Origin of the sequence: Paraburkholderia sp. SIMBA_030 (assembly GCF_046535245.1) — a bacterium.
Taxonomy (GTDB): Bacteria; Pseudomonadota; Gammaproteobacteria; order Burkholderiales; family Burkholderiaceae; genus Paraburkholderia.
Genome location: NZ_JAWRXB010000021.1, coordinates 42,659 through 67,757 on the forward strand (window position 1 = coordinate 42,659; position 25,099 = coordinate 67,757).

A 25,099-nucleotide genomic window follows, 5' to 3' on the forward strand; every position below is an offset into this window, starting at 1 on the left:
CGACTCAGATCGCGATCACGCGCGGCACAGTTGCTCCAGTTGCGTGAAGCTACGCTGCTGGGACAGAAGGAGGCGCTGCGCCTCTACGAGATCGACCAGCTCGAAGCGCACGGTGTCGCCGGGTATCTGCTGGGCAAGACGTGGCAGGTCGACGGCGCATACGTGCGCGATCTTCGGATAGCCGCCGGTCGTCTGGCGGTCCGCCATCAGGACGATCGGCTGACCATCGGCGGGCACCTGTATCGCGCCGAAACCCACTGCTTCGGACGCCATTTCCCGAGGTTCGATGAGACCGAGTCCAGGGCCTTGCAGGCGATAGCCCATGCGGTCGGACTGCGCGGTGATCCGGTACGGTTCCCGCTCGAGCGCCCGCCTTGCGTCCGCCGTGAAATACCGCCATTCGCGCCCCGGCGTGATCCTGATCGGCGCGTCATTCGATAGCAGCACGTCTTCGGCGAAAACCGTTTCCGGGAAGAGCGAAACGCTACGGCACGTCGCGCTTTCCTGAGTGAACAGCATGTCGCCCTTCTTCAAAGGCCGGCCGGCGTGCCCGCCGTAACCGCCGCGTGCAAACGTGCTCGTGCTGCCCATGACCGGTTCGATCGAGAAGCCGCCGCGCACGGCGAGGTAGGTACGCAGCCCTGCATGGCGATCGCCAAACGATATCTCGCAGCCGGCCGGCACATTCAACGAGCAATTGCTGAAGAGCGGCTGTCCGTCGAGCTGGCAGTCGAGATTGCCGCCACAGAACGCAATCGTTGTCTTCTCGTGAAATCTGAGCGTCGGCCCCATTAGCGTAATTTCGAGCGTCGGCGTAACGGGCGCGTTGCCGACCAGTGCATTGGCCAGCCGATGCGCCCGTTCATCCATCACACCGTTGACCGGAATGCCAAGATGCTGATGGCCGACGCGGCCAAGATCCTGAAAAGTGCTCAACGCCCCCGGCTTGATGACCTCGATGCTCATCGCGCCTCCTCTGCACGCCCGCTCGCCGGCCCATACGCCTGGAACTGCGCCGGCGTGATCGGCATGAAGCGGATCCGGTCGCCCGCGTTCACAAGACACGGCGTATCGCGCGACGGATCGAACATCAGACAGGGCGTCCGGCCGATCAGATTCCAGCCGCCCGGCAGGGTCATCGGATAGATGACGGTTTGCCGGTTGGCGAGACCAATGGAACCGGGAGCGACCGCCATGCGAGGTGTCGCGCGCCGGGCCGGCGACAGGCGTTCGTCGAACATGCCGATGTACGGATGCCCAGGAGCAAAGCCGAGCAGCATCACGTCCACCAGCGAGCCACTGTGCAGCGCGATGATTTCGTCGGTGGCGAGACCGCACGAGCGCGCCACTTCTTCAAGATCCGGTCCGTGTTCCCCGCCATAGCACACGGGGATTTCCACGACGCGCGCCGACTCGGGCTGCGCTGCGGATACGCCTTCCAGCAGGTTGGCCACCACTTTCGCCAGCGCGTCGTAAGGCGCCTGCGTTTCATGCGAAAGCGGAACGCGCGACGGCGCATAGTGAATGCCGACAGTCGTCATCGCAGGTGCGATGTCGATCACAAAGGCGAGCTGCGCGGCCGCGACGCGCGCCGCCAAGCCCCGCGCCCGCCGATTCTGCTCGACGCGGTCGGCGCCTGCCACGTCGATGATCAGAAGGCTCTCGCCCGACGGAAAGAGCGACCATGAACACTCAGGAACAACTTCCGGCAGGAAAGGCTCGCTTTTCATGGGGCAGATCCAGCTTCAGGACAGAGTTCGGCGCAATCAGCGGCGCAACGGAACATCTGGAACGACCCGGAGGTCACGCCATGAAGGGCAGTCTAGGGATGACAAAAATAGTGCAAAAGCGATATATTTTGACCCTCATCAACAATAATTTCGATCAATAAACCCATGATGCGAGAGCTCAAAACCTTCCTGGCTGTCGTGCGTTACGGCACCTTTGCCAGTGCCGGCTCTCATATCGGGCTGACGCAGTCAGCCGTCTCCGCGCAAATTCAGCGACTGGAAGAAGACCTCGGATTTGCGCTCTTCGATCGCACGGGCCGATCCGCGACACTCAACGAGTCCGGCAAGCAAACGGTCAAACTGGCTGAAGACGTCCTGTCCGCTTATGCGCGGCTGGCGGAGAAAGGCGGCGATGCGGAACACTCCGGCATCTTGCGCATCGGCGCCATTGCATCGGCGCAGGCGTCGTTTCTCATCGGCGCGATTCAGCAATTCCGGCGGCATTCACCCGGATGGAGGATTCGCGTCGTCCCCGGTGTGTCGCTCAACCTGCTGACACAGGTCGACTCGGGCGAGGTGGATGTCGCGGTGATCATCAAACCGCCGTTCGCATTGCCCGCCGAGTTGCAGTGGCGCACCTTGATTACGGAGGCCTTTGCGCTGCTGGTTCCCCGCGAGCTTGCGGATCAGCCATGGCGCACGCTGCTGAAGACGGAACCGTTTGTCAGGTACGACCGGAATTCCTTCGGGGGCCGGCTTGTCGATCGTTTCCTGAGAAGGATTCGGGTCACGGTGCACGACGTGGTCGAACTAGATGAACTGCAGGGAATCGTGGGACTCGTCTCTCACGGCGTCGGCATTGCGCTGATTCCCGAGGCTGCCGCGCTCCACCTGCCTGACAACGTCGTCGCGCTGTCCTTGGGGGAAGACACGTTCAACCGTGAAATTGGACTTGTTCAGCGAGGCACACAACATCAGCAACCCGCGATCGCGCGGTTTTCGGCTTGCCTGTGTTCCGCGGTCGACGGAATCGGGCGCACCCGTTGAAGATGCGTCGTCGTGGCTGAGGGACGAATACGTACTACGCTAGCGATCCAGTCACCAACGGACTCATTGAGCCTGATCACGGAAGAGACGTTCCCTTGTCGGCCAAGCTCCCGTAAACTGCTCTCCCATACTCACTCCCCCTTCCTTCGAGGATTCAGGATGCGCCTCACCCTACGGCGAGCTTTCGCTTCTGTCATGTTGCTTGTCACTACTGTCGCTACTCAACAAGCTGTCCTCGCGCAGACACCTAAGACGGTGCAGTTGGAGGACCTCACCTGGACCGAGCTGCGCGATCAGATTCACGCGGGCAAGACCACCATCATCATTCCCATCGGCGGAACCGAGCAAAGCGGGCCGGACGTTGCGCTCGGCAAGCACAATGCGCGGGTGAAGGCGGTGTCCCAGCGCATTGCAGAGGGCCTGGGCAACGCGCTCGTCGCACCAGTCATTGCCTATGTGCCCGAGGGAGGCTACGCGCCGCCGACCTCGCACATGCGTTTTCCCGGCACGATCACGGTGCCCGACGACGTGTTTGAAAAGACCCTGGAATCCGCCGCCAACAGCTTCAAGATCCACGGCTTCAGGAACATCGTTTTTCTCGGTGATCACGGCGGCTATCAGAACGACATCAAGCGGGCGGTAGCCCAGCTCAACAAGGCATGGGCCGGCTCCGGCGCGCGAGCATTCGTGCCGCCCGAATATTACGGCGCCAGCTCCGACGGATACGCACAAATCCTGCGCCAGCACGGCTACCGCGACGACGAGATAGGGACTCACGCGGGACTCGCCGATACGTCGCTGTTGCTGGCGGTCGCGCCGCAGATGGTGCGGCTGGAGCACCTGCGAAGCGGCCCGAAACTCGGGGCCGCCGATGGTGTCTACGGGGGCGATCCGCGTCGCTCGAGCGTCGAACTCGGTCAGTTGGGCATCGAAGCGATCGTGTCGCAGACAATTGACGGCCTCAGGAAAGAAATCGCCGGCCGCTGACGGATTCGCCGGCGTCCAGGCTTTGTTTTCAACAACCTCCCTCGATAATGGAAGCCGACATGCATTCGTGTTCGCGTCGTTTGTCACGCCTTGCCTCGTCCATCGGCGCCGCGTTGGCCGGCCTATGCCTGGCCGGCGCTGTGTCCGCCGCACCGGCAGTTGCCACGGTAGCCGGCATGCCGCCCGTGGTGAATGCCGGCAACCTCTATAGCGAAGCAGGCACCGGCCACCTCAGTCCAGCGGTGTCGGGCGCCTTGCCACGGGTCTATGTGCCCAATCTGCGTTCGAACGATGTCTATGTGATCGATCCGTCGACGTTCAAGGTGGTCGATCGTTTCCACGTCGGCTTCAGCCCGCAGCACGTCGTCCCGGCGTGGGATCTGCAGACACTGTGGGTGGCCAACAATGCGGAAGGCCGGCCCGATGGCAGCCTGACGCCGATCGATCCTAAAACCGGAAAACCCGGCAAGGCGGTCATGGTCGACGATCCCTACAACATGTACTTCACGCCGGACGGCAAGGAAGCGATCGTGGTAGCGGAAGCGCACGCGCGGCTGGACTTTCGCGATCCGCATACGATGGCGCTGAAGTCCAGCCTTTCCGTACCGGAGTGCAAGGGTATCAATCACGCTGATTTTTCGATTGACGGCAAGTACGCGCTGTTTACCTGCGAATTCGGCGGGAAGCTGGCGAAGATCGATCTTGTCGACCGCAAGGTCGTGGGCTACCTTCAACTCGACAAAAAGGGCATGCCGCAGGATATTCGCGTCTCGCCGGACGGCAAGGTGTTCTATATCGCCGACATGATGGCCGACGGCGTATTCATGGTCGACGGCGATAGCTTCGCGAAGATCGGTTTCGTCAAGACCGGCGTCGGTACACACGGCCTGTACCCGAGCCGGGACGGCACCAGACTGTACGTCGCCAATCGGGGCTCCAATCTGATCCACGGACCGCGCCACGGCAAGGGAAGCGTGTCGGTCATCGACTTCACCACGCGCAAGGTCGTCGCGAACTGGCCGATTCCGGGCGGCGGCAGTCCCGATATGGGCAACGTCAGCGCGGATGGCAAGATGTTGTGGCTGTCCGGCCGGTTCGACGACGTGGTCTACGCGATCGACACGACCACCGGCGCGGTCAGGTCCATTCCGGTCGGCGCGGAACCGCACGGCCTCACCGTCTGGCCACAGCCCGGGCGCTATTCGCTGGGCCACACCGGCAACATGCGTTGACCCGTGACGCGTGACGACCGGTTGAGCCGCATACATTTTCATGCGCTGCGGCTCAACTTCGTCACGCTACCGGCGCTTCAGAAACGCTGATCCCCTTCAGTCCCCGGCGTGAACGAAACCCCACGCAACACCTCCGCAAAGGCCGCGCTGCGCAACGCCACGAATTTCTCGCGAGCCGCACCGGAAGCGCTCGTATTCGTGAGTATGTCGCGAATTGCAACCAGCTTATTCGGATCCGCACCCACATCGCCGTTACCGCTGACGGTCGACGTAATCGCCCAGATAGTGACCGTGCCGTCATCTTCGACACGGCCGGTCAGGTTCCGGAGGCCATCGGTTGCCGGTGCCCACGGCAATCCAGTCGCCGCATTGGAACCACTCGGATAGCCGGGCACCGTGTACTGCTGACCCAGGTTCAGACCCGCCTGAAGCGTGTACGCGAGCGTCCACTTTTTCGCGCCGGCGTTGTACACCCACTTCTGCAGACCGGCGCCTGTCTGCGCGCCAGCATGCGTGAAAAGGTCCGAGCCGCCGGTGTAGCCATCGCCTTCGTCGGCCACATAGAGCGTCGTGGCATTGGCGAACCAGAGACCAAATGGGTAGGAAAGCGAAGTCGCTTTTTTGTTGGGCGTCGACGGGAAGCCGGCCAGCACGCACATATTGTTCGGTAGTCCGCTGGTCTGCAGCGTGGCGGCGTCGTAAGCAAGCGGCTTGCTGGGCAAGGTCGCATTGGCGGACGGCACACCGACACCTGACGGGCATGCCGTTCCCGTGGTATCGACGAAGTACACCGTGTTCACACCGTTGCTGCCGCTGCCCTTCGTAAAGTAGAGGACGTTGTTGAATACCGTCATGCCGCGGAAGTTATCGTCCTTGCCGATCTTGTCCGCCGACGCGCCAAGTTCGGTAACCGAAAAACTGGCGACCGGCGCAGGCGTCCCCGGATCCTGCTGCGCCTCATGCTGTTTCGCCGGGTCGATCAATTGCGCGCCGGCACCGAGAATCACACCGACGGGTTGAGGGTTGGCACCGTTACCCGCGTTGCCGGCCGTGTAGAAAACATCCTGGCCATTGCGATTATTCAGGATCGCAGAGCGTCCATTGTTGCCGCTATACGCATTCGTCCCGGTAAAGCGGAAATGACCATTGCGGTCGACGCTTTGTTCCACACGTAGGGATAAGTGCCGTCGTTCGGCGCGCCAGTAGCCGCGCTACACCCTCCCTGAGTGCTCCCGCAATTCGGCGGCAGGATCGCACCCACCTGAACGTTGCTTGACACGTTGTCGTACACGCTTCGACTGACGACCAGCAAGCCCGGCTCGAAGCGGCCTTCGCCGTGGACTTCGGACTGCTGGGCATGCGCGCTCAAACTGGCGGCGCAGAGTACCAGTGCGACTGTCGGAGCTGGCCGCGCGAGCGACGAGCGGCGAATCATCTTGCGAACGGGAGTCTTTTTCATGAGTAGTTTCCGGACGTATAGGGGAATGCTTCGCAGACGGACTAGCTGTGCAGCCAGGTCACCGTAGCAGCGCTTGATGAAAGATTGGTTACCGCGACTTCAGTGCAAACCCGAATCGCCAAACCACAGCGTTATGCGAATTTTTTTGGCCAATGCACCAGCCCGCTCTTACGTTAGCGAATCGAAAGAACCGGTTCATCTCCACGACTCAATTCCGTTGCACAGTCATCTAGCACTACCAGATATTTCGTGACTACTTTCATAGGACAGGACATGAAGACGATCAGGAGATGGACGCGTGTACAGGGTGCCGTCGGCGCCGGCATTGTCGTGCTCGCCGGCCTGCATGCGCCAGGCGCAGCAGCGCGTGATGCGAACGAACATGATCACGACGCAGCAAAACACGTGCTGCTGATCAGCTTCGACGGGTTGCACGAGCAGGATGTCGCACGCTGTATCGGTTCGAACACGTGTCCCAATATCGCGTTGCTGGCGAAGTCCGGCACCACGTACACCAACGCCCACACGCCTGGCCTATCGGATTCGTTCCCGGGTCTCGCCGCATTAGTCACGGGCGGCTCGCCGAAGTCAGCGGGCCTGTTCTATGACGTGTCTTATGACCGCACGCTCTACGCCCCAACCGATACCCATTGCACCGGCAAGCAGGGCTGGAATGTCGTGTTCGACGAAACTACAGGCATCGATGGCGAGAACGGCGGTGCGCTGACGCATCTCGACGGCGGCGGCGCATTCAATCCGCAGGCCATCCCGAACGCGTTGATCAACGGCGTCTGTACGCCCGTGTATCCGCACAACTATGTGAAGACGAACACGATTTTCGAGGTGGTCAAGCAAAACGTTAAAAATGCTCGAACCGCCTGGGCGGACAAGCATGCGTGGGGCTACGACTGGCTCAACGGACCGTCGGGCAAAGGCGTCGACGATCTTTCCCGCACCGAGATCAACTCGATCGATCCGGCTACTCAAACTAACTACACCGATGTCTACACGCACACGGAACAGTTCGACGATCTGCATGTGCAGTCGCTGATCAACGAAATCGACGGCAAGGATTCGACCGGTAAATCCGGCGCCGACGTGCCTACCGTTTTCGGCACCAACTTCCAGACCTTGAGCGTCGCACAAAAAGCGCTGATGGCAAATGGTGGCGGCTATCTGGACGCCAGCTTTACGCCGGGCGCGCAGGTGACGGGGGCGATCGCTTACATCGACAACGCCTTGGGCCGTATCGTCTCCAAGCTCAAGCAGCGCAACCTTTACTCGTCGACCGCTATCATCGTCACAGCGAAGCATGGCCAGTCCCCGACGGATCATTCCAAGCTGGTGAAGAACGGCGACACGCTCACGAAGCTGCTTGAAGCAAACAATTATCTGGATCCGAACGGCAACTTTGGGCAATTCAACACGACCAGCGGCAATCTGAACGACGGGACGGGCCTCGTCAATACGGGCATGGCGCAGACCGACGACGTCGGCCTGATCTGGTTGCGCGATCAAAGTCAGTTGTCAGCGGTGGTGAAAACGCTGAAAGCCAACCTGAGCTGCAATGCGCCCGGCATTTGCGCGGATGGTTCGCAAGCGTACATTCTGTACGGCCCGCAGATCGCTGCCCGGTTCGGCGATCCCGCGAGCGGACGCACGCCCGATATCATCGTGCAGCCGAACCCGGGCGTGATCTATACGTCGAGTAAGACCAAGGACGAGGAACACGGCGGCAACGCGCCCGACGACAGCCATCTCGGTCTGGTGGTCTACATGCCCGGCGCCCATCACGCTGGACGGACCGTCGACGACCCGGTGCTGACGACGCAGGTCGCGCCGACGATCCTGCGCATGCTCGACATCGAACCCGAACTGCTGCATTCGGTGGCGATCGAGGGCACACGCACGCTGCCCGGCTTCGATCGCGGACACGATCACTTCTAAGCACGCAAAGCCGTCATCCGCGGCAGCGAGCGGCACACAACCGGCGCGGCGCGACTCCCGGGACGTTCAACCGTCTCAAGTCGCGCCGTGGCCGGTTTTCGTCGGCTGCCGGACGACGAGGACCGGGATCTGACTGTGCGTCAGGACCTTCTGGGTCTCGCTGCCGAGCAAAAATGCCCGCATGCCGCTTCGACCGTGGGACGCCATGACGATGAGATCACAGTGGCGTTGTTCTGCAACGCTGATAATCGCCTCGTACGGGTGTGCACGATTCATGGCAACCGTAGCGCACTCGACACCTGCTTGCGCGGCAGCTTGGGTGATGACCGCGAGGTAGTCATCCGCACGCTGGCGGGCAACCTGAATGACACGCTCCTCGTTGTCCGCGATCATCTCCGTGCCATACGCGAGGACGCGAAATTCCGGAATGACATGGAGCCCCGTGACTTTGGCTCCGCTTTCCACGGCGAGCTTCACCGTCATATTAACGGCGGCTTCAGAGAGCGCCGAGCCGTCGGTCGGTACCAGTAGATGCTTGAACATACGTTTCTCCCCGCAACCAGGCCCGGCCGCGGCGATATCCCGTTTGGAGCTTACCGCCTGAAGCCTGGCACACCTGAATCAAAGGCGACCTCTTCGAGTATAGTCACCCCGATGCGGTGCCGGGTGGCAACCTGTTTGCACGAACTCCGGCGGCGGCTGCACTGCGTATTGTCAGTACGAAAACCTCCCACACGGGCCATGACCGGCTCGCCGGTCATTTTAAGTATCGAAATACAGATAAAACTCCCACGGATGCGGACGCAGTTTGATCGTGTCGATCTCGCGTTTGCGTTTGTATTCGATCCAGGTCTGGATCACGTCTTCGGTAAAAACATCGCCTTTGCGCAGAAAGGCGTTATCGCCCTCCAGTGCGGCGAGGGCCGTATCGAGCGAGCCCGGAACCTGCCGGATATTGCTGGCTTCTTCTGGCGGAAGGTCGTAGATGTTCCGGTCGAGCGGATCGCCCGGATCGGTCCTGTTTTCAATTCCGTCGAGACCGGCCATCAGCATCGCCGCGAAAGCGAGGTACGCATTGGCCGACGGGTCCGGACAGCGGAACTCGACGCGCCTCGCATTCGGCGAATCCGAATACATCGGGATGCGCGCCGCGGCCGAACGGTTGCGCTGTGACATCGCCAGATTGACGGGCGCCTCGTACCCCGGGACCAGGCGCTTGTATGAATTAGTGGTGGGCGCGCAAAAAGCCATCAGCGCCGGCGCATGTTGCAGCAAGCCGCCGATGTACCAGCGGCACATGTCGGACGTCAACGCCCAACCGCTTGCGTCGTAAAACAGATTCTGTTCGTCTTTCCACAAGCTCTGGTGACAATGCATGCCGCTTGCATTGTCGGCAAACAGCGGCTTCGGCATGAAAGTTGCCACCTTCCCGTGGCGGCGTGCGACATTCTTGCAGACATACTTGTAGATCATCACGTTGTCGGCCATGCGCGTGAGCGTTGCAAAGCGCATGTCGATCTCGTTCTGGCCTGCCGTCGCTACCTCGTGGTGATGCACTTCAATCTGTACGCCGGCCTGCTGCAGCGTCAGCGCGATCTCCGAGCGGATCTCCTGCAGCGTGTCGTGAGGCGGCACCGGGAAATAACCTTCCTTGTAGCGCTGTTTGTAGCCGAGATTGCCGCCGCCGTACGCGCCCTCGTCGCGACCTGCGTTCCAGTCGCCTTCGGCCGAGTCGACATAGTAGAAGCCACAATGCTGGTCCTGGCCGAAGCGGATGGAGTCGAAGATAAAGAACTCCAGTTCGGGTCCGAAATAGCATGTCGTCGCAATTCCGGTCTGGCGCAGGTAGTTCTCCGCTTTTTTCGCCACATAGCGCGGATCGCGCGAATAGGGCTGCTGCAACACCGGATCGACGACATCACAGATGAGCGACAGAGTCGGCGTGTCGCAAACCGGATCGACGAAGGCAGTCGCCGGATCGGGTCTGAGCAGCATGTCCGATTCGTGGATCTCCTGAAAGCCGCGAATCGACGAGCCGTCGAAGCCGATCCCGGCGCCGAAGAGGTCCGGGTGAACTTCGGGAAGTGTGATCGAGAAGTGCTGCCAGAGTCCGGGTAAGTCGGTGAATTTCAGATCGACGATCTGGATATTTTTTTTCTGCAGCAGGTCGATCACATCGCTCGCGCCTGCTGGTCGAGTGACGCGGTAGCGACCTGCTTCGACGGACACCGCGAAAGGCGATTCAGAAGGACCTTGCGTAGTGGACATTGGCTTCCTCCTCTTCCGGCCCCCGCCTCTGATCCAACAACTTTAGTCTGTCCACGTACGAAAACAAGGCGCCCGCCGCCCTGGCTACCGGTCTTCCTCGAGCGCTTTCAGATAGGCGTCACCGGCGTCTTGAGCAGCAGCGCGCATGGCGTATGTTTCGTCCGAAACGAGCGAACGTTTGACCTTTTGTGACCCAAAGTCGACCAGCGTGATGACCCACACATAGGCGCCAGACTGCTCGGCCGTTTGCACGAAAGCGCGCACTTCATCGCTGTCGTTTGCCTTCGCTTTCATAGTGACCTCCAGAGATACAGTCGCGGAAAGAAAACGGTTCGCGTGCCGGATACCGGCCTGATTTATGGGAGTTTGGCAAGACTCGCGCTGAATTCGTTCTTCGTGAACGCACGAAGCGTTTGCGTGCGGACATTGCCTGCAGAACCGAGCGCGAAGCCGAATGACATGAAGCTTTGCTCATCCGGTGCTTCCACGATCGTGACAATGTCATATTCGCCTAACGTCCAATAGATCTGTTTCATTTCACAACCGAAACTCCTGGCCAGCTCCGCGGCTTGATCGGCCCGCTGTGGGCTGTTTTTGATGTTGCGTATTCCCTGATCAGTGAATTGTGCAAGAACCACATAAGTCGCCATGACGATTCCCCTTACGATTGGTGCGAGTCGGGATCCAGACGCGCAGACAGGCCGCGAACGCTACCGCGATCGCGTTGCTCGAAAGCGTTCCGCGCGTAACCTGATTTTAGGCAATGGAATCGCGAGCCACTGACTGTTTGGTGCCCCCATTGAGTCAGCGATCAGTCTGGACCGTAAGTCGTATCGAGTACGGCAAGGGTAGCCTGGCGAAGCTTCCGCGCGCGCTCAGTGGCGTTCGCCGCCTTCGCCCAACGTTCCATCGGCACTTCGAGGCTGATCGGCAGATCATCCGGCAGCGCACGCAGGATTCCGGCCAGATCGAGGTCGCCCTCGCCCGGAATCAGCCGCTCGCAACGCGCCTGATAGAGCAGCGTTTCGAGGTCCTTCGGACGCTCGGCGGGTGCGTCGCAGAACTGCAGGTAGCGGAAGTATTCGCGCGGCAACGCACGCAGTTCGTCGGTCGACGAACCCGCGCGATCGAAGTGGATCGGATCGACGAGCAGGGTAGCATTCGCCCTCCCCGCTGCCTTCACGATACGCGCGGCTTGCGTGATGTTGCTGACATCGGTCCATGGCATCGGTTCGATCGACGGCGTGAGTCCGAGGGGCGCGGCAAGCTCGCATAGCTTCGCCAGGTTATCGGCGGTACGCGCTTCGTCGGGATCGTTGCCCGCGACTAGCACGTAACGCGCGCCAAGCTCGGCCGCCGTTTCGAGCATCGGCTCGTAGGCCGCCACGTCGGTATCGGGCTTGAGGCGCAGGATCTCGGCATCGAGCACGCCAATACCGGTGTCCTTCAGACACGCCAGCGTCTCGCGTTTCAATCGCGTATCGCCAACGAAGTCGTAACGCACCTCTTGATCCGTAGCGGGCAGAAGCCGCAAACCGACGAAATCGTAGCCGGCGTCGGCAGCGCACTGGACCATCTGCGGCGGCGTCAATTCGATGACCGTCAATGCGGCAAGCGACAACGGGCGATTATGCTGTGACATGTCCTTCTCCCATCAGTGCACGTTGGCCTGGCGCTACCGTTAGCGAGCGGACATCGGTACACGGCCCGCCGCCTGTGGTGTCTTGCCGCCGGCGCAGACTGCACCGGGCCTTCATGGTCAGTCGTACCCACTGCGTACAGCGCCGACAATCTATTTGCAATCCTGATCGAGTCATTGCGCCAAGCCATCCGACTTCAGGCCGGCGGAGGACTTGCCACGCCTGTCTCGGTTTGCGTGTCACCCGCCGGGTAAACACCGAGCGGAATTTCATCCCACACGATATTGAAGACTATTCCACACACAACAGACTTGGATCAATATGGGTCCCAGCACCTCACCGACCGAGCGCTTTTGATCGGAACAAAGAAGCCGAAGAACGCCCGGCCTCAACAAATCAATATCGGAGACGACATGGAAGCCCAATCGCAAGGAGCATCCAGCCCGGACGACGTGCAACATCACCGCAAGCAGACCAAAAGGGCGACCGCGAGCGGCTGGATCGGCTCGGCGCTGGAGTACTACGATTTCTTCATCTATGCGCAGGCCGCGGCGCTGATCTTCCCGCAGCTGTTCTTTCCGTCAGGCAATCCGAAAGTGGCGATCATCGCGTCGCTGGCAACCTATGGCGTCGGTTACGTTGCACGGCCGATCGGCGCGTTCTTCCTTGGACACTGGGGCGACACGCACGGCCGCAAAACCGTGCTCCTCGTGTGCATGTTCCTGATGGGCGCATCGACGATGGCCGTCGGTCTCCTGCCGACGTATCAACAGATCGGCATGCTCGCCCCGACGCTTCTCGTCATCGTGCGTCTGATCCAGGGCTTCGCGGTGGCAGGAGAAATCTCCGGCGCGAGTTCGATGATTCTCGAACACGCGCCATTCGGCCGCCGCGGGTATTACGCGAGCTTCACACTGCAGGGCGTGCAGGCCGGGCAGATTCTCGCTGCGGCCGTCTTCCTGCCGCTCGCGTATTTCATGCCGGAAGACGCATTCAATTCGTGGGGCTGGCGCATTCCGTTCCTGCTCTCCGCTGGCGTACTGGTCGCGGGCTACATCATCCGCCGTGAAGTCGAGGAAACGCCCGCGTTTACCAAGGAAGCCGGCGCAGCCGAAGTGCCGAAGGCGCCGATCAGGGAAGCGTTCAAGTACGGTTGGAGGGACATGATCCGTGTCGTCTGCATGGCGCTGATGAACGTGATCCCCGTCGTCGCCACGATCTTCGGCGCGGCCTACGCGGTGCAGGCCGCATACGGTATCGGCTTTCACAAGAGCGTGTATCTGTGGATTCCAGTCGTTGGCAATATCGTCGCGGTGCTGGTGATTCCGTTCGTCGGCAATCTGTCGGACCGCATCGGCCGAAAACTGCCTGTCGCAGTCGGCGCGATCGGCTCGGGGCTGCTTTCGTTCGGCTATCTCTACGCGATCAGCATCCATAACGTGCCGCTCGCGTTCATCGTGTCGCTGCTGATGTGGGGAATCGTCTACCAGGGTTATAACGCGATCTTTCCGAGCTTCTACCCGGAACTCTTCCCGACGCGCTCGCGCGTTTCGGCGATGGCGATCGCGCAGAACGTCGGCACGCTCATCACCGCGCTGCTGCCGGCGCTGTTCGCGACTGTCGCGCCGCCGGGATCGGCCAACATTCCGCTCACCGTCGGCTCGATCACGCTGGGCGTGACGATCATCGCGGCACTCGCGGCATGGAGCGCACGCGAGACGTATCGCATCCCGATGAGCCGGCTCGGCGAGCCCGACGCCGTTCCTATCGACAAAGCCGAATATGACCGGTTGCGCGGACAAACCGTAGCGGACGAGAAGCTGGCGAGGGCGTCCGCCTGACCAACCTTCAAGGCGCGCTCGTCACGATGCCACCCAAAATCGCGCATCAATCACGCGTAGCGCGCAAGAAACATATCGGCGGCGGATTCCGCTACCTGCTTCTGTTCCTCTTTGCTGAGAGGCGGCTGCCCCATCGTCACCTGCGGCCAGAAAGCGAACGCTTTCACAAGGCCCTGCAACTGCTGCGAGGCGAACATCGGGTCCGCTGTCTTGAGACGGCCGTCGGCAGTGGCTGCACGTATCCACACGGTCAAGTCTTCTTCGCGCTCACCCATGCGGGCCACCATGTCGCGCGCGCGCTCCGGCGAATGAATGCCTGCCGCGATCGCAACGCGCGCGAGCGACAGGAATGCCTCGTCATTTAAAAGACTCAGCTTTTTCAACAGCAACTGGAGCAATTGCGAGCGCAACGGCTGAGAGCCGGAATAAGCGGGTGCCTCTGCCGTGTCACTCGCGTCCCACAACTGCCGCAGGATGGCAGCGAACAGTGCTTCCTTGCTTGGAAAATGATTGTAGACCGTACGCTTTGAGACGCTCGCGCGGGCTGCGATGCGGTCCATGCTGGTTGCGTCGAAGCCGGCGCCGAGAAATTCTTCGATGGCCGCGCTGATCACGGCGGCGCGCTTGCGGTCGGTCAGGCGTAGACGGGTATCACAGGTATTCATAGCCAAATTTTACACCGGGCAGTTTACTTTTCTTGGCAATAAACTACACTGCACAGTCTACTTTCTGCCTCGGGACGCCTTACATGACATCGTTCACCGGTTCTATCCGCCGCGCTTTGGGCCTGACAGCAGCGCGACGCGGGCGTGAATCATTCGACTCGTCGGCTCAGCATGACGGCGAGCGCTTTCGTAATGTCAAGCCGCGGCCCGTCGAAGGAATCGGCAAAATGTTGAGCATCGCGTGGAATGTGTTGCTCAACAAACCGGACGGCACTGCGCCGGCAAGCACCCTGCCCGTCGATGCGTTGACACGCGAACAGCTTGACGCGGCGCCTGAGCGCAGTCTGTATCGTCTCGGGCATTCGACCATGCTGCTCAAACTGCGCGGTCAGTTCTGGCTGACCGACCCGGTCTTCGCCGAACGTGCGTCGCCGTTCAAGCGGTTCGGTCCAAAACGCTTTCATGCCCCGCCCATTGCGCTCGCCGACTTGCCGCCACTGCGCGGCGTGATTCTGTCGCACGACCACTACGACCACCTGGACCGCGAGACGGTGCTCGCACTCGCCCGTAAAACGAGCGTGTTTCTGACGCCGCTGGGCGTCGGCGACCGGCTGATCGAGTGGGGTATCGACGCGTCGCAAGTGCTCCAATTCGACTGGTGGCAGGGTGTAGAGATCGACAGTGTGGCGTTCACCGCGACACCTGCCCAGCATTTCTCCGGCCGCAGTCTTTTCGACGGCAATAGCACCTTGTGGGCCTCGTGGGTCATCGTCGACGGCGATCTGCGCGTGTTCTTCAGCGGCGACACGGGCTACTTCGACGGTTTCAGGACGATCGGCGAGCGGCTCGGTCCATTCGACGTGGCGCTGCTCGAAACGGGCGCCTACGACGCCCAATGGCCGTACGTTCACATGCTGCCGGACGAAACCGTCCAGGCGCACCTCGATCTGCGCGGCCGCTGGTTGGCGCCGATTCACAACGGCACGTTCGATCTGGCGATGCATCACTGGCAGGAACCGTTCGAGCGCGTGATGGGGCTCGCCGCCGCGCGTGGCATTCCGCTCGCGACGCCGCGCATGGGCGAGCGGCTGGATCTGGCCGCACCGCACCGCGGTGAGCGGTGGTGGCGCGAGGTCGCCGAGGTCGCCGAGGTCGTGCAGGAGCCGAGGACATTGCGGCGCTGGTTTGCCTGCCGCCGTGCTGGGCAAGCAAATTCGCAGGGCTAATGCCGGTTTTCCCACACACCAGAAATTGACCCGCCGTCATACTGACCGTTCGGGTGTATGTTGGGAGATCGCCATGTCGGTATATCTCGATGAAGGATTCAGACCCTGTGTCACGGAATGCGCGACCGTCGCGTTTCGCGTGTGCTTCGACGATCGTGCCCAGATCTTCGAGGTGAGCGCTGAGGCACTGATCAGATATTGCGGGGCCGCGAGCGGGCGGCGAATGGACCTTCTGATCGCGTTCGAAGACGCGCAGCTTGAAATATTGAAGGTGGCGGAGCTCAAACAATCTTTGAAGCCAGCGGAGCCCATCAAGCTGGGTCTCGATGAATTCAGAATGGTCATGCACTAGCTGCTGGCGGAAACGGCACGGCCCAAGGCAACGACGGCGCGTGCCACCGAGGCAGCTAGCTTCCCGCAGATTCCGGCATCGCGACAAAACGCTCTCCGTGCGATTCGCGATGCGCGGATGTCAGGGCCATCTCTCCCGGTACGTCAATCCCAATGAGAAGACCGAGGGAATAGCGTGCGCGTGCACCCAATCTTTTGAAATCGGCGTCGATTTCAGGTAGCCCGATTCGTCGTAGTATCAGAGCCGCCAGTCGATCCTGAATCGACTTCGGGGCCGTGCGGCTCGCACAACTCACTCAAGGAGAAACGACGATGAAAGTCATGGTGATGGTGAAGGCTACAAGCCAGTCAGAGGCCGGCAAAATGCCCAGCACGGAACTGCTTACCGCAATGGGCAATTTCAATGAAGAACTCGTCAAGGCAGGCGTGATGCTCGCGGGTGAGGGCTTGCACCCGAGCGCGAGAGGCAAACGGGTGCGCTTCTCGGGCAGTCAGCGGACCGTGATCGACGGACCGTTCGCGGAAACCAAGGAACTCGTCGCCGGGTTCTGGCTGTGGCAAGTCAAGTCGATGGAGGAAGCCGTCGAATGGGTCAGGCGCTGCCCCAATCCCATGGAAGGAGAATCGGAGATCGAAATCCGCCCGCTGTTCGAGGCCGCCGATTTCGGCGCCGAATTCACGCCCGAACTGCAGGCCCAGGAAGAACGCCTGCGCGCCGCGGCCGAAGACGCAGCGAACAAGCCGCGCTGACGCGGGCACGCGGCCCCGCATCGCGAGCGGCGCACATCGTGTGAGGCGTAGCGCATCAGATTTCCACGCGTGCGCCCAACTCGATGACCCGATTGGCAGGCAGCTTCAAATAAGCCGCGACGTTGCCGACGTTGTGCAGCATGACCGCGAACAGCCGCTCGCGCCACATCGCCATGCCGCTGTCGCGCGTGGGCACCACGGTCGCCCGGCTGAGGAAATAAGACGTCTCCGCTGAGTCGAAGGTGAGACCCGACGCCTTCAGCGCGCGCGGCAGATCGACCTCATCCATGAAGCCATAGGTGATCGTGATCTGGTAGCAGTCTGAGTCGAGCGGGTGCACGGTCACTCGCTCGCTCGCCGGAACCCACGGTATCTCCTCATTATTCACCGTCACGAAAACCACGCGATCGTGCAGCACGCGGTTGTGCATCAGATTGTTTATCAGCGAGTGCGGCACGCCATCAGGATCAGCCGACAGGAAGATCGCCGTACCGCCGACCCGCATCGGCGAGCGGGCCAGCAGCTTCGCCAGGAATGGCTTGAGAGGCGTCGTCCCGGCCCTCACGCGCGCTTCGGCACGCATCATCTCCCAGCCGCGTCCCCATGTCGCCATGATCGTGTAGATGATCAGCCCGATCAGAAGCGGGAACCAGCCGCCCTGCTTCAGCTTCAGCAGATTCGCGGAGAAGAACGTCGCGTCGATGACGAAGAAAAATACCGTGGCGAAAACACACAGCAGCCAGTTGTAGTGCCACGCGTAGCGCACGACGAAGAACGTGAGAAGTGTTGTGATCAGCATCGTGCCGGTCACGGCAATACCGTATGCGGAGCCGAGCGCCGTCGATGAGCCGAAGCCGAGCACCGCAGCCACGACGGCAGCAAGTAATGTCCAGTTGATGCCGGGCACGTAGATCTGCCCCATTTCCCTTTCCGACGTATAAACGACGTTCATGCGCGGCAGGAAGCCGAGTTGCATCGCCTGCTTCGTCATCGAATACGTACCCGAGATGACAGCCTGGGACGCGATGACGGTCGCGATCGTCGACAACACGATCATCGGATACAGCGCCCATTGCGGAAACAGCCGGTAGAACGGATTCTGCAGCGCTCCCGGTTCGTCAAGCAGCAGCGCGCCCTGCCCCAGGTAGTTCAACGCGAGCGCCGGGAACACCAGGCCGAACCAGGTCAACCTGATCGGCTTCGCGCCGAAATGCCCCATGTCGGCATAGAGCGCCTCGGCGCCCGTCAACGACAACACCACCGCACCCAGCGCAACGAAGGCCAGCCACCGGTGCCGCAGACAGAATGCGAGCCCGGTGAAAGGATCGAGCGCAACCAGTATCGCGGGCGCCCTCGTCATATTGACCGCGCCCACCACGGCGAGCACGATGAACCAGAGCACCATCACAGGTCCGAAGATATTGCCGATGCCGGCTGTGCCGCGCTTCTGCATCACGAATAGCGTGACCAGCGCAACCAGCGTCACCGGTATCACGTACGTCTTCAGAAACGGCGCGGCGACCTCCAGACCTTCGACCGCGCTCAGCACCGAGATTGCCGGCGTGATCACACTGTCGCCGTAGAAGAGCGCTGCGCCCATGATGCCGACGCCCAGCAGCGTACGACGCAGCCGCGGCCGTGCCGTCACTGACGAAGCAGCGAGCGCCAGCAGCGCCATGATGCCGCCCTCGCCGTGATTGTTCGCGCGCAGAATCAGCGCGACATACTTGAGCGAGACGACGACAATCAGCGACCAGACGATCAACGACACAATGCCGACCACGTTCAGTGCATTCAGTGTGAGTCCATCGGCCGGATCGAACACCGTCTGCAGCGTGTAGAGCGGGCTGGTGCCGATGTCGCCATACACGACACCCAGCGCTGCAAGTGCGAGCGCTGGCATCGCCGGCCGGTGAGGCGCGGGCTCGCCGGGATGGCCAGCCTTGGCCCCGGCGGATACTGACTGGCTCATGTCTCGCTCCAGATTGGCGCTCCCGCGATCCACCGCACTCGATGTGCCGCTGCGCCGTGAGGAACAGATCGTCGCGTGTTCGCTCCGGATCGATCTGAAAGCACGATCAATGATCAGTTGATTGGCTTGCTGTCTTAGTTGTTCAAAGTATAGGGAAGCAACAGCCGAAAAGCAGGTTCGACGTGACAGCGACAAAAAGCGTGCCACGACGCCCCGTCGGCGTCGGAACGCCGCCGCATGCCGGTCGATTGCCGCTGTTCGGCCAATAAAGTCTGCCAGGCGGTTCGGATGTTGGCGGCGCGCCTAGAAGTTCGCGAAGAACGCCCGTGCGGCGACCATGCAGGACGACGCGACGAGTTCGCCATGATAGGCCTGAAGCACTGCGGAGGCGCCGCCGTCGGTGGCGCCTGCAGCAACGGCCTGGCTGGCGAGCGTCGATTTCGCGAGCGCAAAACCCCGCTTGATCGGGGCGTAAGCGTCGTTGGGTCCGGAGATCGGAGAGTCGACATCCAGCACGGACGTAAGCCCCGCCGGCACTTTGGCGTTCTGCCAGTAGGCCTGTTCGATCTGTGCGTTGAAGAAGAATACCGTGGGATCCGACTGGCCTCCGCAGAGCAGAACCGGCGAACGCGGAAGCCAGTTTCGCAAATCGTTCCGCTTGAATGCCTGACGCAAGGGGTGGGTCGGATTGGCTGCCGGCGCCAAGGCAACGGTTGCATTGGGGAAGGCGCCATCAGGATTGGCGGACGCGTCTTCGAGAAGACTCAGGCGATACTCGTTGCGCACGAGGTTTGCACTGCCGAACCCTGAAGCAAACAGCGGCGTCAGTGCGGCCGGCGCGAGGGGCGGCGAGGTCGGCGGCGTCATGGAAGCGAACTGCGGGGCGGGAGGAACGCTGCTAAAGAGTTGCGTCGCAGGCAGTTTCCCCTTCGCAAACAGGGTGTCGAGCGGCCTCACGTTGGGCAGCAGATTCTCGATGCCGGGCGCGTAGGCAGCTTCGTAAAAGTCGCCGGGCTTGCGATAGATGTTCTGGTACGCATGCTGGTAGCCCGTCACGATCAGCGTCGTGAACAGCGTCGAGCCCAGGTTCACCTCGCCTTCGATAAGCGCGTCGGCCGTGGCGGCGAGCGCGTAGGGCCCCGATCCCGGCGCGGCAGCTGTCACGGTGACGCCCGCGGCCTGCAGCGCACGATGCGTCGCCATTGCAACGAAGCCGCCTTGCGAGTAGCCGGTGACAAAGAGCTTGCCGTTTTCCCGCGTTTTTCGGCCCGACCTCTCAGGCCTTTCCGTCTTCGCTTCGCTCAAGGCGATGCGCGCCGCCCGAAGCGAGTCGATCATATCGGCCGCTTGCTGGTCGGCGTTCAGGTAGGGGTGGTACGGCAGATCGGAGCCGGCATAGCCGGCGTAGTTGCTCGCCACCACGATATAGCCTTGGGCTGCGTACATGGCAGCGACGCTGATGCCCTCCGACGCGCCGTCTCCGTTGGCAGGATCGCTTTGCGTCACGTCGGCGATATTGTAGTTGCGATAGGCGGTGGTGCCGTGCGCGTAGAGCATGAGCGGGCGCCCGCCGCTACAAGCCGGACGTCCGCCGGGAATCATCAGGGCGGCGCTGGCGGTGGTCGGTTTCCCTGCCGCGCCGATTGTGCGGTAGCGGAGATACACGATCTCCACGTTGCAGGCGGGGGCGCCGGCGACCTGGGCGAGTTGCTGGCCGGAGGCGGTCGAAGCCAGCAGCTTCGAGAATGCGGCTGCGCTCAGGCGTAGTGTGGTGCGTTGATCGAGGAGTTGGCCGCGGGAATGGCAATGTGCGGCATCGCATCTGGAGTCGTCTTGTCCGTAGACGGCGGCGCTCAACATGGAGCAGGTCAGGAATGCCAAGGCCGCGTTTCGCAAAGCTACAGGCATGCGAGGCTCCGTGTTGTTCGTGTGACAGCAGTTGGGGGCGCCTTCCAGAGTGAGATGAGTATAGGTAAAGAGGTCGTGCAGGGCTAGCGTCGTCTTCGGCGACTTTTGCAATGAAATGCTCCACGCCGCATGGCATTCTCCAACAGATCGCGAGACAACCGGAACCAGGTACCACATGAAATCCTACGACGACGACCTCGAACACTTCGAAGCACATGGCGCCGCGCCTCTACCTGTTTCAAGCGACCAGGGCGACGTAGAGCACGATGGGGCGCGCATCCGGTACGCGACGTACGGAGCCGGCTCTCCAGTGATTCTGCTGCATGGCGGCCTCGGCCATAGCGGCAACTGGGGCTACCAGGTGCCCGCGCTGGTCAGCTCGGGGCATCGCGTGGTGCTCGTCGATAGCCGCGGCCATGGCCGCAGTACGCGCGATTCACGGCCCTACATGTATGAGTTGATGGCGTCCGACGTTCTGGCCGTAATGGACACATTGCAGCTTGAACGAGCGGCCATCGTGGGCTGGAGCGACGGCGCATGCGTCGCCATGATCCTCGGCATGAAAGCGCCCGAGCGGGTGGCGGGCGTATTTTTCTTTGGCTGCAACATGGACCCCAGCGGCACCATGGAATTCACGCCGAGCCCGGTCATCGACCGGTGTTTCAGCCGGCATGCCAAAGACTATGCGCAACTGTCGGCCACGCCGGACGACTTTAACGCGTTTGTCGGCGCGGTCAGCGAGATGATGAAAACCGAACCCAATTATTCCGCGCGCGATCTGGCTGAGATTCGTGTGCCGATTGCGATCGTGCAAAGCGAGCATGACGAATTCATCAAACACGAACATGCCGACTATCTCGCCCGCAGCATTCCCGGCGCGGAATTGATTCTGCTTGCTGGCGTGAGCCACTTTGCGCCGCTACAAAGGCCGGATCAATTCAACAGCGTGATGCTGGCTTTCCTCAGCAAGGTTCTTGTCTAAGGAATGGCGCGCAGGATTGCGCTTCGTCTTGACGCCGCGATGGATCAGGTCACGCCAACCATCCTGAATTTCACGATGTGGCATGATGCCTTGCTCTGTAAAAAATCGTGGTGCAAGGCACAAATTCACCATTTCGCAATGTCGCCCCACGTTGCACATTGCAAAACGACACGCACATGTCGTTGTTTTTAAACAATATTTTTTGATCGAATGAACCGTCTAACAACGCCTTGCGACGCGAGCGGCTGACGTAGACTCTTTCACATGAGTTAGCGCTTCATGCGGTCGGGTTGAAACGGATAGGACCAAAACGCTGCTGAGTTTGTCCCCGCCGCCCGCAAGAAGCCGCCACGATATCGCGATTTTTAATGGCAATTGGGAGACTAAAAATGAAAGGCTTTCGTTTTGGTTCGACGCAGGGAGCGTTCTACATTTTGCCGGGACAGGATGGTTGGGAGGCAACCTTCGGCAACGAGACGCTCGGTGAGTTTTCCAGCCCGCAACGTGCGGCCGATGACCTCGCGCGCGGCTTGACCTGCCCGCATCTGTCCGAAGTCGACACGTCGACGCTCGAGATTCCGGAAAAAATCGGCGATTGGGAAATCGTTCACGTGTGATGGCGGCAGGCATGCCGGCCGTGCACGCCCAAGTAGCAGCGACGATGGCGCTCACGAGCGCCATCGTCGTGTTTACCGCGTTCAGTACTTTAGGCGACAGCGTCCACGATCTGGTTCAACGTCGAGCTCGGGCGCATAGCCTTGCTCGTCAGTTCAACGCTCGGACGATAGTAGCCGCCGATATCCACCGGCTTGCCTTGCACTGCGCCCAACTCGTCGAGAATCTTCGCTTCGTTGTCGGCCATCGCCTTCGCAACGCCGGCGAACTGCGCCTGCAGTGCCCCGTCTTCGGTTTGCGCGGCCAGTGCCTCAGCCCAGTACATCGCCAGGTAGAAGTGGCTGCCGCGATTGTCGATACCGCCGACCTTGCGCGCCGGCGACTTGTCGTTATCGAGGAACTTGCCGGTCGCCTGATCCAGCGTTTTGGCCAGGACCGCCGCCTTCGGATTGTGATAAGCATTGCTCAGGTGTTCGAGCGACGCAGCCAGTGCGAGGAATTCGCCGAGCGAATCCCAACGCAGGAAACCCTCTTCGACCAGTTGCTGAACGTGCTTCGGCGCCGAACCGCCGGCACCGGTTTCGAACATGCCGCCACCTGCCATCAGCGGAACGATCGACAGCATCTTCGCGCTGGTGCCCAGTTCCATGATCGGGAACAGGTCGGTCAGGTAGTCGCGCAGCACGTTGCCGGTGACCGAAATCGTGTCCTTGCCGGCGCGAATGCGCTCGAGCGAGAAACGGGTCGCTTCGACCGGCGTCATGATGCGGATATCCAGACCGCTGGTGTCGTGATTCTTCAGGTAGCGCTCGACCTTGCTGATGATCTGCGCGTCATGCGCGCGAGCCGCGTCCAGCCAGAAAATCGCGGGCGTGCCGGTAGCGCGTGCGCGGTTGACCGCGAGCTTGACCCAATCCTGGATCGGTGCGTCCTTGGCCTGGCACATGCGCCAGATGTCGCCGGCTTCGACCGGCTGCTCGAGCAGAACCTGACCCGCCGTATCGGTCACGCGAACCACACCGTTCGCTGGAATCTGGAACGTCTTGTCGTGTGAACCGTATTCTTCCGCTGCTTGCGCCATCAGGCCGACGTTGGGCACGGTGCCCATCGTGACCGGGTCGAACGCGCCGTGTTTCTTGCTGTCTTCGATCACAGCCTGGTAGACGCCCGCGTAGCAACGGTCCGGGATGACCGCTTTGGCGTCGTGCAGTGCGCCGTCCGCGCCCCACATCTTGCCCGACTCGCGAATCATGGCCGGCATCGACGCGTCGACGATCACGTCGCTCGGCACGTGCAGGCTCGTGATGCCCTTGTCGGAATTGACCATTGCCAGCGGCGGGCGCTGTTCGTACTGTGCCTTGATATCCGCCTCGATCGCTTCACGCGTTTCGGCCGGCAGAACTTTCAGGCGCGCGTACAGATCGCCGATGCCGTTGTTCGGATTGAAGCCCACTTGCGCCAATGCGTCCGCGTGCTTTGTCAGTACATCCTTGTAGAACACCGACACAACGTGACCGAAGATGATCGGATCCGACACCTTCATCATGGTGGCTTTCAGGTGCACCGAGAACAGCACGCCCTTGCTCTTCGCATCGGCGATCTCCGCTTCGATGAAGCTGCGCAACGCGTTCTTGCTGATCACCGAAGCGTCGATGATCTCGCCCGCCAGCACCGCCGTTTTTTCTTTCAGGACCGTCTTCGTGCCGTCAGTCGCCGTCAATTCGATCTTCACGCTGCCGGCCGCCGCGATCAGCGCGGATTTTTCGCTGCCGTAGAAATCGCCGCCGCTCATGTGCGCCACGTGCGACTTCGAGTCCGCGCTCCATGCGCCCATCTTGTGCGGATGCTTGCGTGCGTAGTTCTTGACCGACAACGGCGCGCGGCGATCCGAATTGCCTTCGCGCAGCACCGGGTTCACCGCGCTGCCCTTGATCTTGTCGTAGCGAGCCTTGACGTCTTTTTCAGCGTCGGTCTTCGCTTCGTCCGGATAGGCCGGCAGCTTGTAGCCCTGGTCGCGCAGTTCCGTGATCGCGGCCTTCAGCTGCGGCACCGACGCGCTGATGTTCGGCAGCTTGACGATGTTCGCTTCCGGGCGCGTGGTGAGCGCACCCAGTTCCGCCAGATCGTCGGAACCCTTTTGTTCCGCGGTCAGATAATCCGGAAATGCAGCGATGATCCGGCCGGCAAGCGAGATATCACGCGTTTCAACGATCACGTCGGACGAACGCGTGAAAGCCTTGACGATCGGGAGCAACGAGTAAGTCGCCAGTGCAGGCGCTTCGTCGGTAAGGGTATAGATGATCTTTGGCGTGGACATGTTTAATGCTTTGCTTGGTGAAATGAAAGACAGAGCGTTGGTAGCGCTGAGCCAGCGAGGTTGCGACGAACGGCGCAAATGCCGCGCGACCCGCGGCACTACTTTTTACGGCCCGCACGTGAGTATATGCGTGTTTTCCAGTACCCGCTGCTAGATAAACAT

At 61.2% G+C, this 25,099-nt stretch carries 22 protein-coding genes; 10 read left to right on the plus strand and 12 right to left on the minus strand.

Annotated features, from left to right (window positions below):
• Positions 1–15 precede the first annotated feature (15 nt).
• Positions 16–966: a biotin-dependent carboxyltransferase family protein gene (locus tag SB772_RS30295; RefSeq protein ID WP_410836843.1), complete on the minus strand. Its 951-nt coding sequence runs from the start codon at positions 964–966 to the stop codon at positions 16–18.
• A complete protein-coding gene (gene pxpB, locus SB772_RS30300; RefSeq protein WP_410836844.1) occupies positions 963–1,730 on the minus strand; it encodes a 5-oxoprolinase subunit PxpB in 768 nt (255 codons plus the stop codon). The genes SB772_RS30295 and pxpB overlap by 4 nt, the downstream gene beginning before the upstream one ends.
• A 165-nt stretch (positions 1,731–1,895) precedes the next feature.
• Here pxpB and SB772_RS30305 point away from each other — a divergent pair, with 165 nt between their 5' ends.
• From SB772_RS30305 to SB772_RS30315, 3 genes are all read left to right on the plus strand, one after another.
• Positions 1,896–2,777 carry a LysR family transcriptional regulator gene (locus SB772_RS30305; protein WP_410836845.1) on the plus strand — a complete coding sequence of 294 codons (882 nt, stop codon included), beginning with the start codon at positions 1,896–1,898 and terminating at the stop codon, positions 2,775–2,777.
• Between the two features lie 159 nt (positions 2,778–2,936).
• Positions 2,937–3,764 carry a creatininase family protein gene (locus SB772_RS30310; protein ID WP_410836846.1) on the plus strand — a complete coding sequence of 276 codons (828 nt, stop codon included), beginning with the start codon at positions 2,937–2,939 and terminating at the stop codon, positions 3,762–3,764.
• 59 nt (positions 3,765–3,823) lie between these two features.
• Positions 3,824–4,996 carry a YncE family protein gene (locus tag SB772_RS30315; protein ID WP_410836847.1) on the plus strand — a complete coding sequence of 391 codons (1,173 nt, stop codon included), beginning with the start codon at positions 3,824–3,826 and terminating at the stop codon, positions 4,994–4,996.
• A 77-nt stretch (positions 4,997–5,073) separates the two neighbouring features.
• Here the strand turns inward: SB772_RS30315 and SB772_RS30320 are convergent, their stop codons facing one another.
• Positions 5,074–6,165 (minus strand): hypothetical protein, encoded by a 1,092-nt coding sequence (locus tag SB772_RS30320; RefSeq protein WP_410836848.1) that lies wholly within the window; start codon positions 6,163–6,165, stop codon positions 5,074–5,076.
• 563 nt (positions 6,166–6,728) lie between these two features.
• Here SB772_RS30320 and SB772_RS30325 point away from each other — a divergent pair.
• Complete coding sequence (locus tag SB772_RS30325) at positions 6,729–8,402, plus strand: alkaline phosphatase family protein (protein ID WP_410836964.1); 1,674 nt, start codon at positions 6,729–6,731, stop codon at positions 8,400–8,402.
• Positions 8,403–8,477: 75 nt separating this feature from the next.
• Here SB772_RS30325 and SB772_RS30330 read toward each other — a convergent pair whose 3' ends face one another.
• From SB772_RS30330 to SB772_RS30350, 5 genes are all read right to left on the minus strand, one after another.
• Positions 8,478–8,945: a universal stress protein gene (locus SB772_RS30330; protein ID WP_410836849.1), complete on the minus strand. Its 468-nt coding sequence runs from the start codon at positions 8,943–8,945 to the stop codon at positions 8,478–8,480.
• A gap of 219 nt (positions 8,946–9,164) precedes the next feature.
• Positions 9,165–10,670 carry a type I glutamate--ammonia ligase gene (glnA, locus tag SB772_RS30335; RefSeq protein WP_410836850.1) on the minus strand — a complete coding sequence of 502 codons (1,506 nt, stop codon included), beginning with the start codon at positions 10,668–10,670 and terminating at the stop codon, positions 9,165–9,167.
• Between the two features lie 84 nt (positions 10,671–10,754).
• Positions 10,755–10,964 carry a hypothetical protein gene (locus SB772_RS30340; protein WP_410836851.1) on the minus strand — a complete coding sequence of 70 codons (210 nt, stop codon included), beginning with the start codon at positions 10,962–10,964 and terminating at the stop codon, positions 10,755–10,757.
• A 62-nt stretch (positions 10,965–11,026) separates the two neighbouring features.
• Positions 11,027–11,320, minus strand: a complete 294-nt coding sequence (locus SB772_RS30345; protein ID WP_410836852.1) for a GYD domain-containing protein — start codon at positions 11,318–11,320, stop codon at positions 11,027–11,029.
• Between the two features lie 161 nt (positions 11,321–11,481).
• Positions 11,482–12,312: a sugar phosphate isomerase/epimerase family protein gene (locus tag SB772_RS30350; RefSeq protein ID WP_410836853.1), complete on the minus strand. Its 831-nt coding sequence runs from the start codon at positions 12,310–12,312 to the stop codon at positions 11,482–11,484.
• A 411-nt stretch (positions 12,313–12,723) separates the two neighbouring features.
• Here SB772_RS30350 and SB772_RS30355 point away from each other — a divergent pair, with 411 nt between their 5' ends.
• On the plus strand, positions 12,724–14,151 hold the full coding sequence (locus tag SB772_RS30355) for an MFS transporter (RefSeq protein ID WP_410836854.1): 1,428 nt from the start codon (positions 12,724–12,726) through the stop codon (positions 14,149–14,151).
• 50 nt (positions 14,152–14,201) lie between these two features.
• Here the strand turns inward: SB772_RS30355 and SB772_RS30360 are convergent, their stop codons facing one another.
• On the minus strand, positions 14,202–14,816 hold the full coding sequence (locus tag SB772_RS30360; RefSeq protein ID WP_410836855.1) for a TetR/AcrR family transcriptional regulator: 615 nt from the start codon (positions 14,814–14,816) through the stop codon (positions 14,202–14,204).
• Positions 14,817–14,899: 83 nt separating this feature from the next.
• On the opposite strand from SB772_RS30360, the gene SB772_RS30365 reads away from it, so the two are divergent.
• From SB772_RS30365 to SB772_RS30375, 3 genes are all read left to right on the plus strand, one after another.
• Positions 14,900–16,042: an MBL fold metallo-hydrolase gene (locus tag SB772_RS30365; RefSeq protein WP_410836856.1), complete on the plus strand. Its 1,143-nt coding sequence runs from the start codon at positions 14,900–14,902 to the stop codon at positions 16,040–16,042.
• Between the two features lie 73 nt (positions 16,043–16,115).
• The gene (locus tag SB772_RS30370; RefSeq protein WP_410836965.1) at positions 16,116–16,394 is read left to right on the plus strand and encodes a hypothetical protein; all 279 of its coding nucleotides are present in this window, start codon (positions 16,116–16,118) and stop codon (positions 16,392–16,394) included.
• 311 nt (positions 16,395–16,705) lie between these two features.
• Positions 16,706–17,143, plus strand: a complete 438-nt coding sequence (locus SB772_RS30375; protein ID WP_410836857.1) for a YciI family protein — start codon at positions 16,706–16,708, stop codon at positions 17,141–17,143.
• A 55-nt stretch (positions 17,144–17,198) separates the two neighbouring features.
• On the opposite strand, the gene SB772_RS30380 is transcribed toward SB772_RS30375, so the two are convergent.
• Together SB772_RS30380 and SB772_RS30385 are read right to left on the minus strand one after the other, a co-directional pair.
• The gene (locus tag SB772_RS30380) at positions 17,199–19,115 is read right to left on the minus strand and encodes a potassium transporter Kup (protein ID WP_410836858.1); all 1,917 of its coding nucleotides are present in this window, start codon (positions 19,113–19,115) and stop codon (positions 17,199–17,201) included.
• A gap of 303 nt (positions 19,116–19,418) precedes the next feature.
• On the minus strand, positions 19,419–21,023 hold the full coding sequence (locus tag SB772_RS30385; RefSeq protein ID WP_410836966.1) for an alpha/beta hydrolase family protein: 1,605 nt from the start codon (positions 21,021–21,023) through the stop codon (positions 19,419–19,421).
• Positions 21,024–21,198: 175 nt separating this feature from the next.
• Between SB772_RS30385 and SB772_RS30390 the strand changes: the two genes are divergently transcribed.
• Together SB772_RS30390 and SB772_RS30395 are read left to right on the plus strand one after the other, a co-directional pair.
• Positions 21,199–22,005 carry an alpha/beta fold hydrolase gene (locus SB772_RS30390; protein WP_410836859.1) on the plus strand — a complete coding sequence of 269 codons (807 nt, stop codon included), beginning with the start codon at positions 21,199–21,201 and terminating at the stop codon, positions 22,003–22,005.
• Positions 22,006–22,394: 389 nt separating this feature from the next.
• The gene (locus SB772_RS30395) at positions 22,395–22,622 is read left to right on the plus strand and encodes a hypothetical protein (RefSeq protein ID WP_410836860.1); all 228 of its coding nucleotides are present in this window, start codon (positions 22,395–22,397) and stop codon (positions 22,620–22,622) included.
• Between the two features lie 89 nt (positions 22,623–22,711).
• Here the strand turns inward: SB772_RS30395 and SB772_RS30400 are convergent, their stop codons facing one another.
• Positions 22,712–24,937 (minus strand): NADP-dependent isocitrate dehydrogenase, encoded by a 2,226-nt coding sequence (locus SB772_RS30400; RefSeq protein WP_410836861.1) that lies wholly within the window; start codon positions 24,935–24,937, stop codon positions 22,712–22,714.
• Positions 24,938–25,099: the final 162 nt, after the last annotated feature.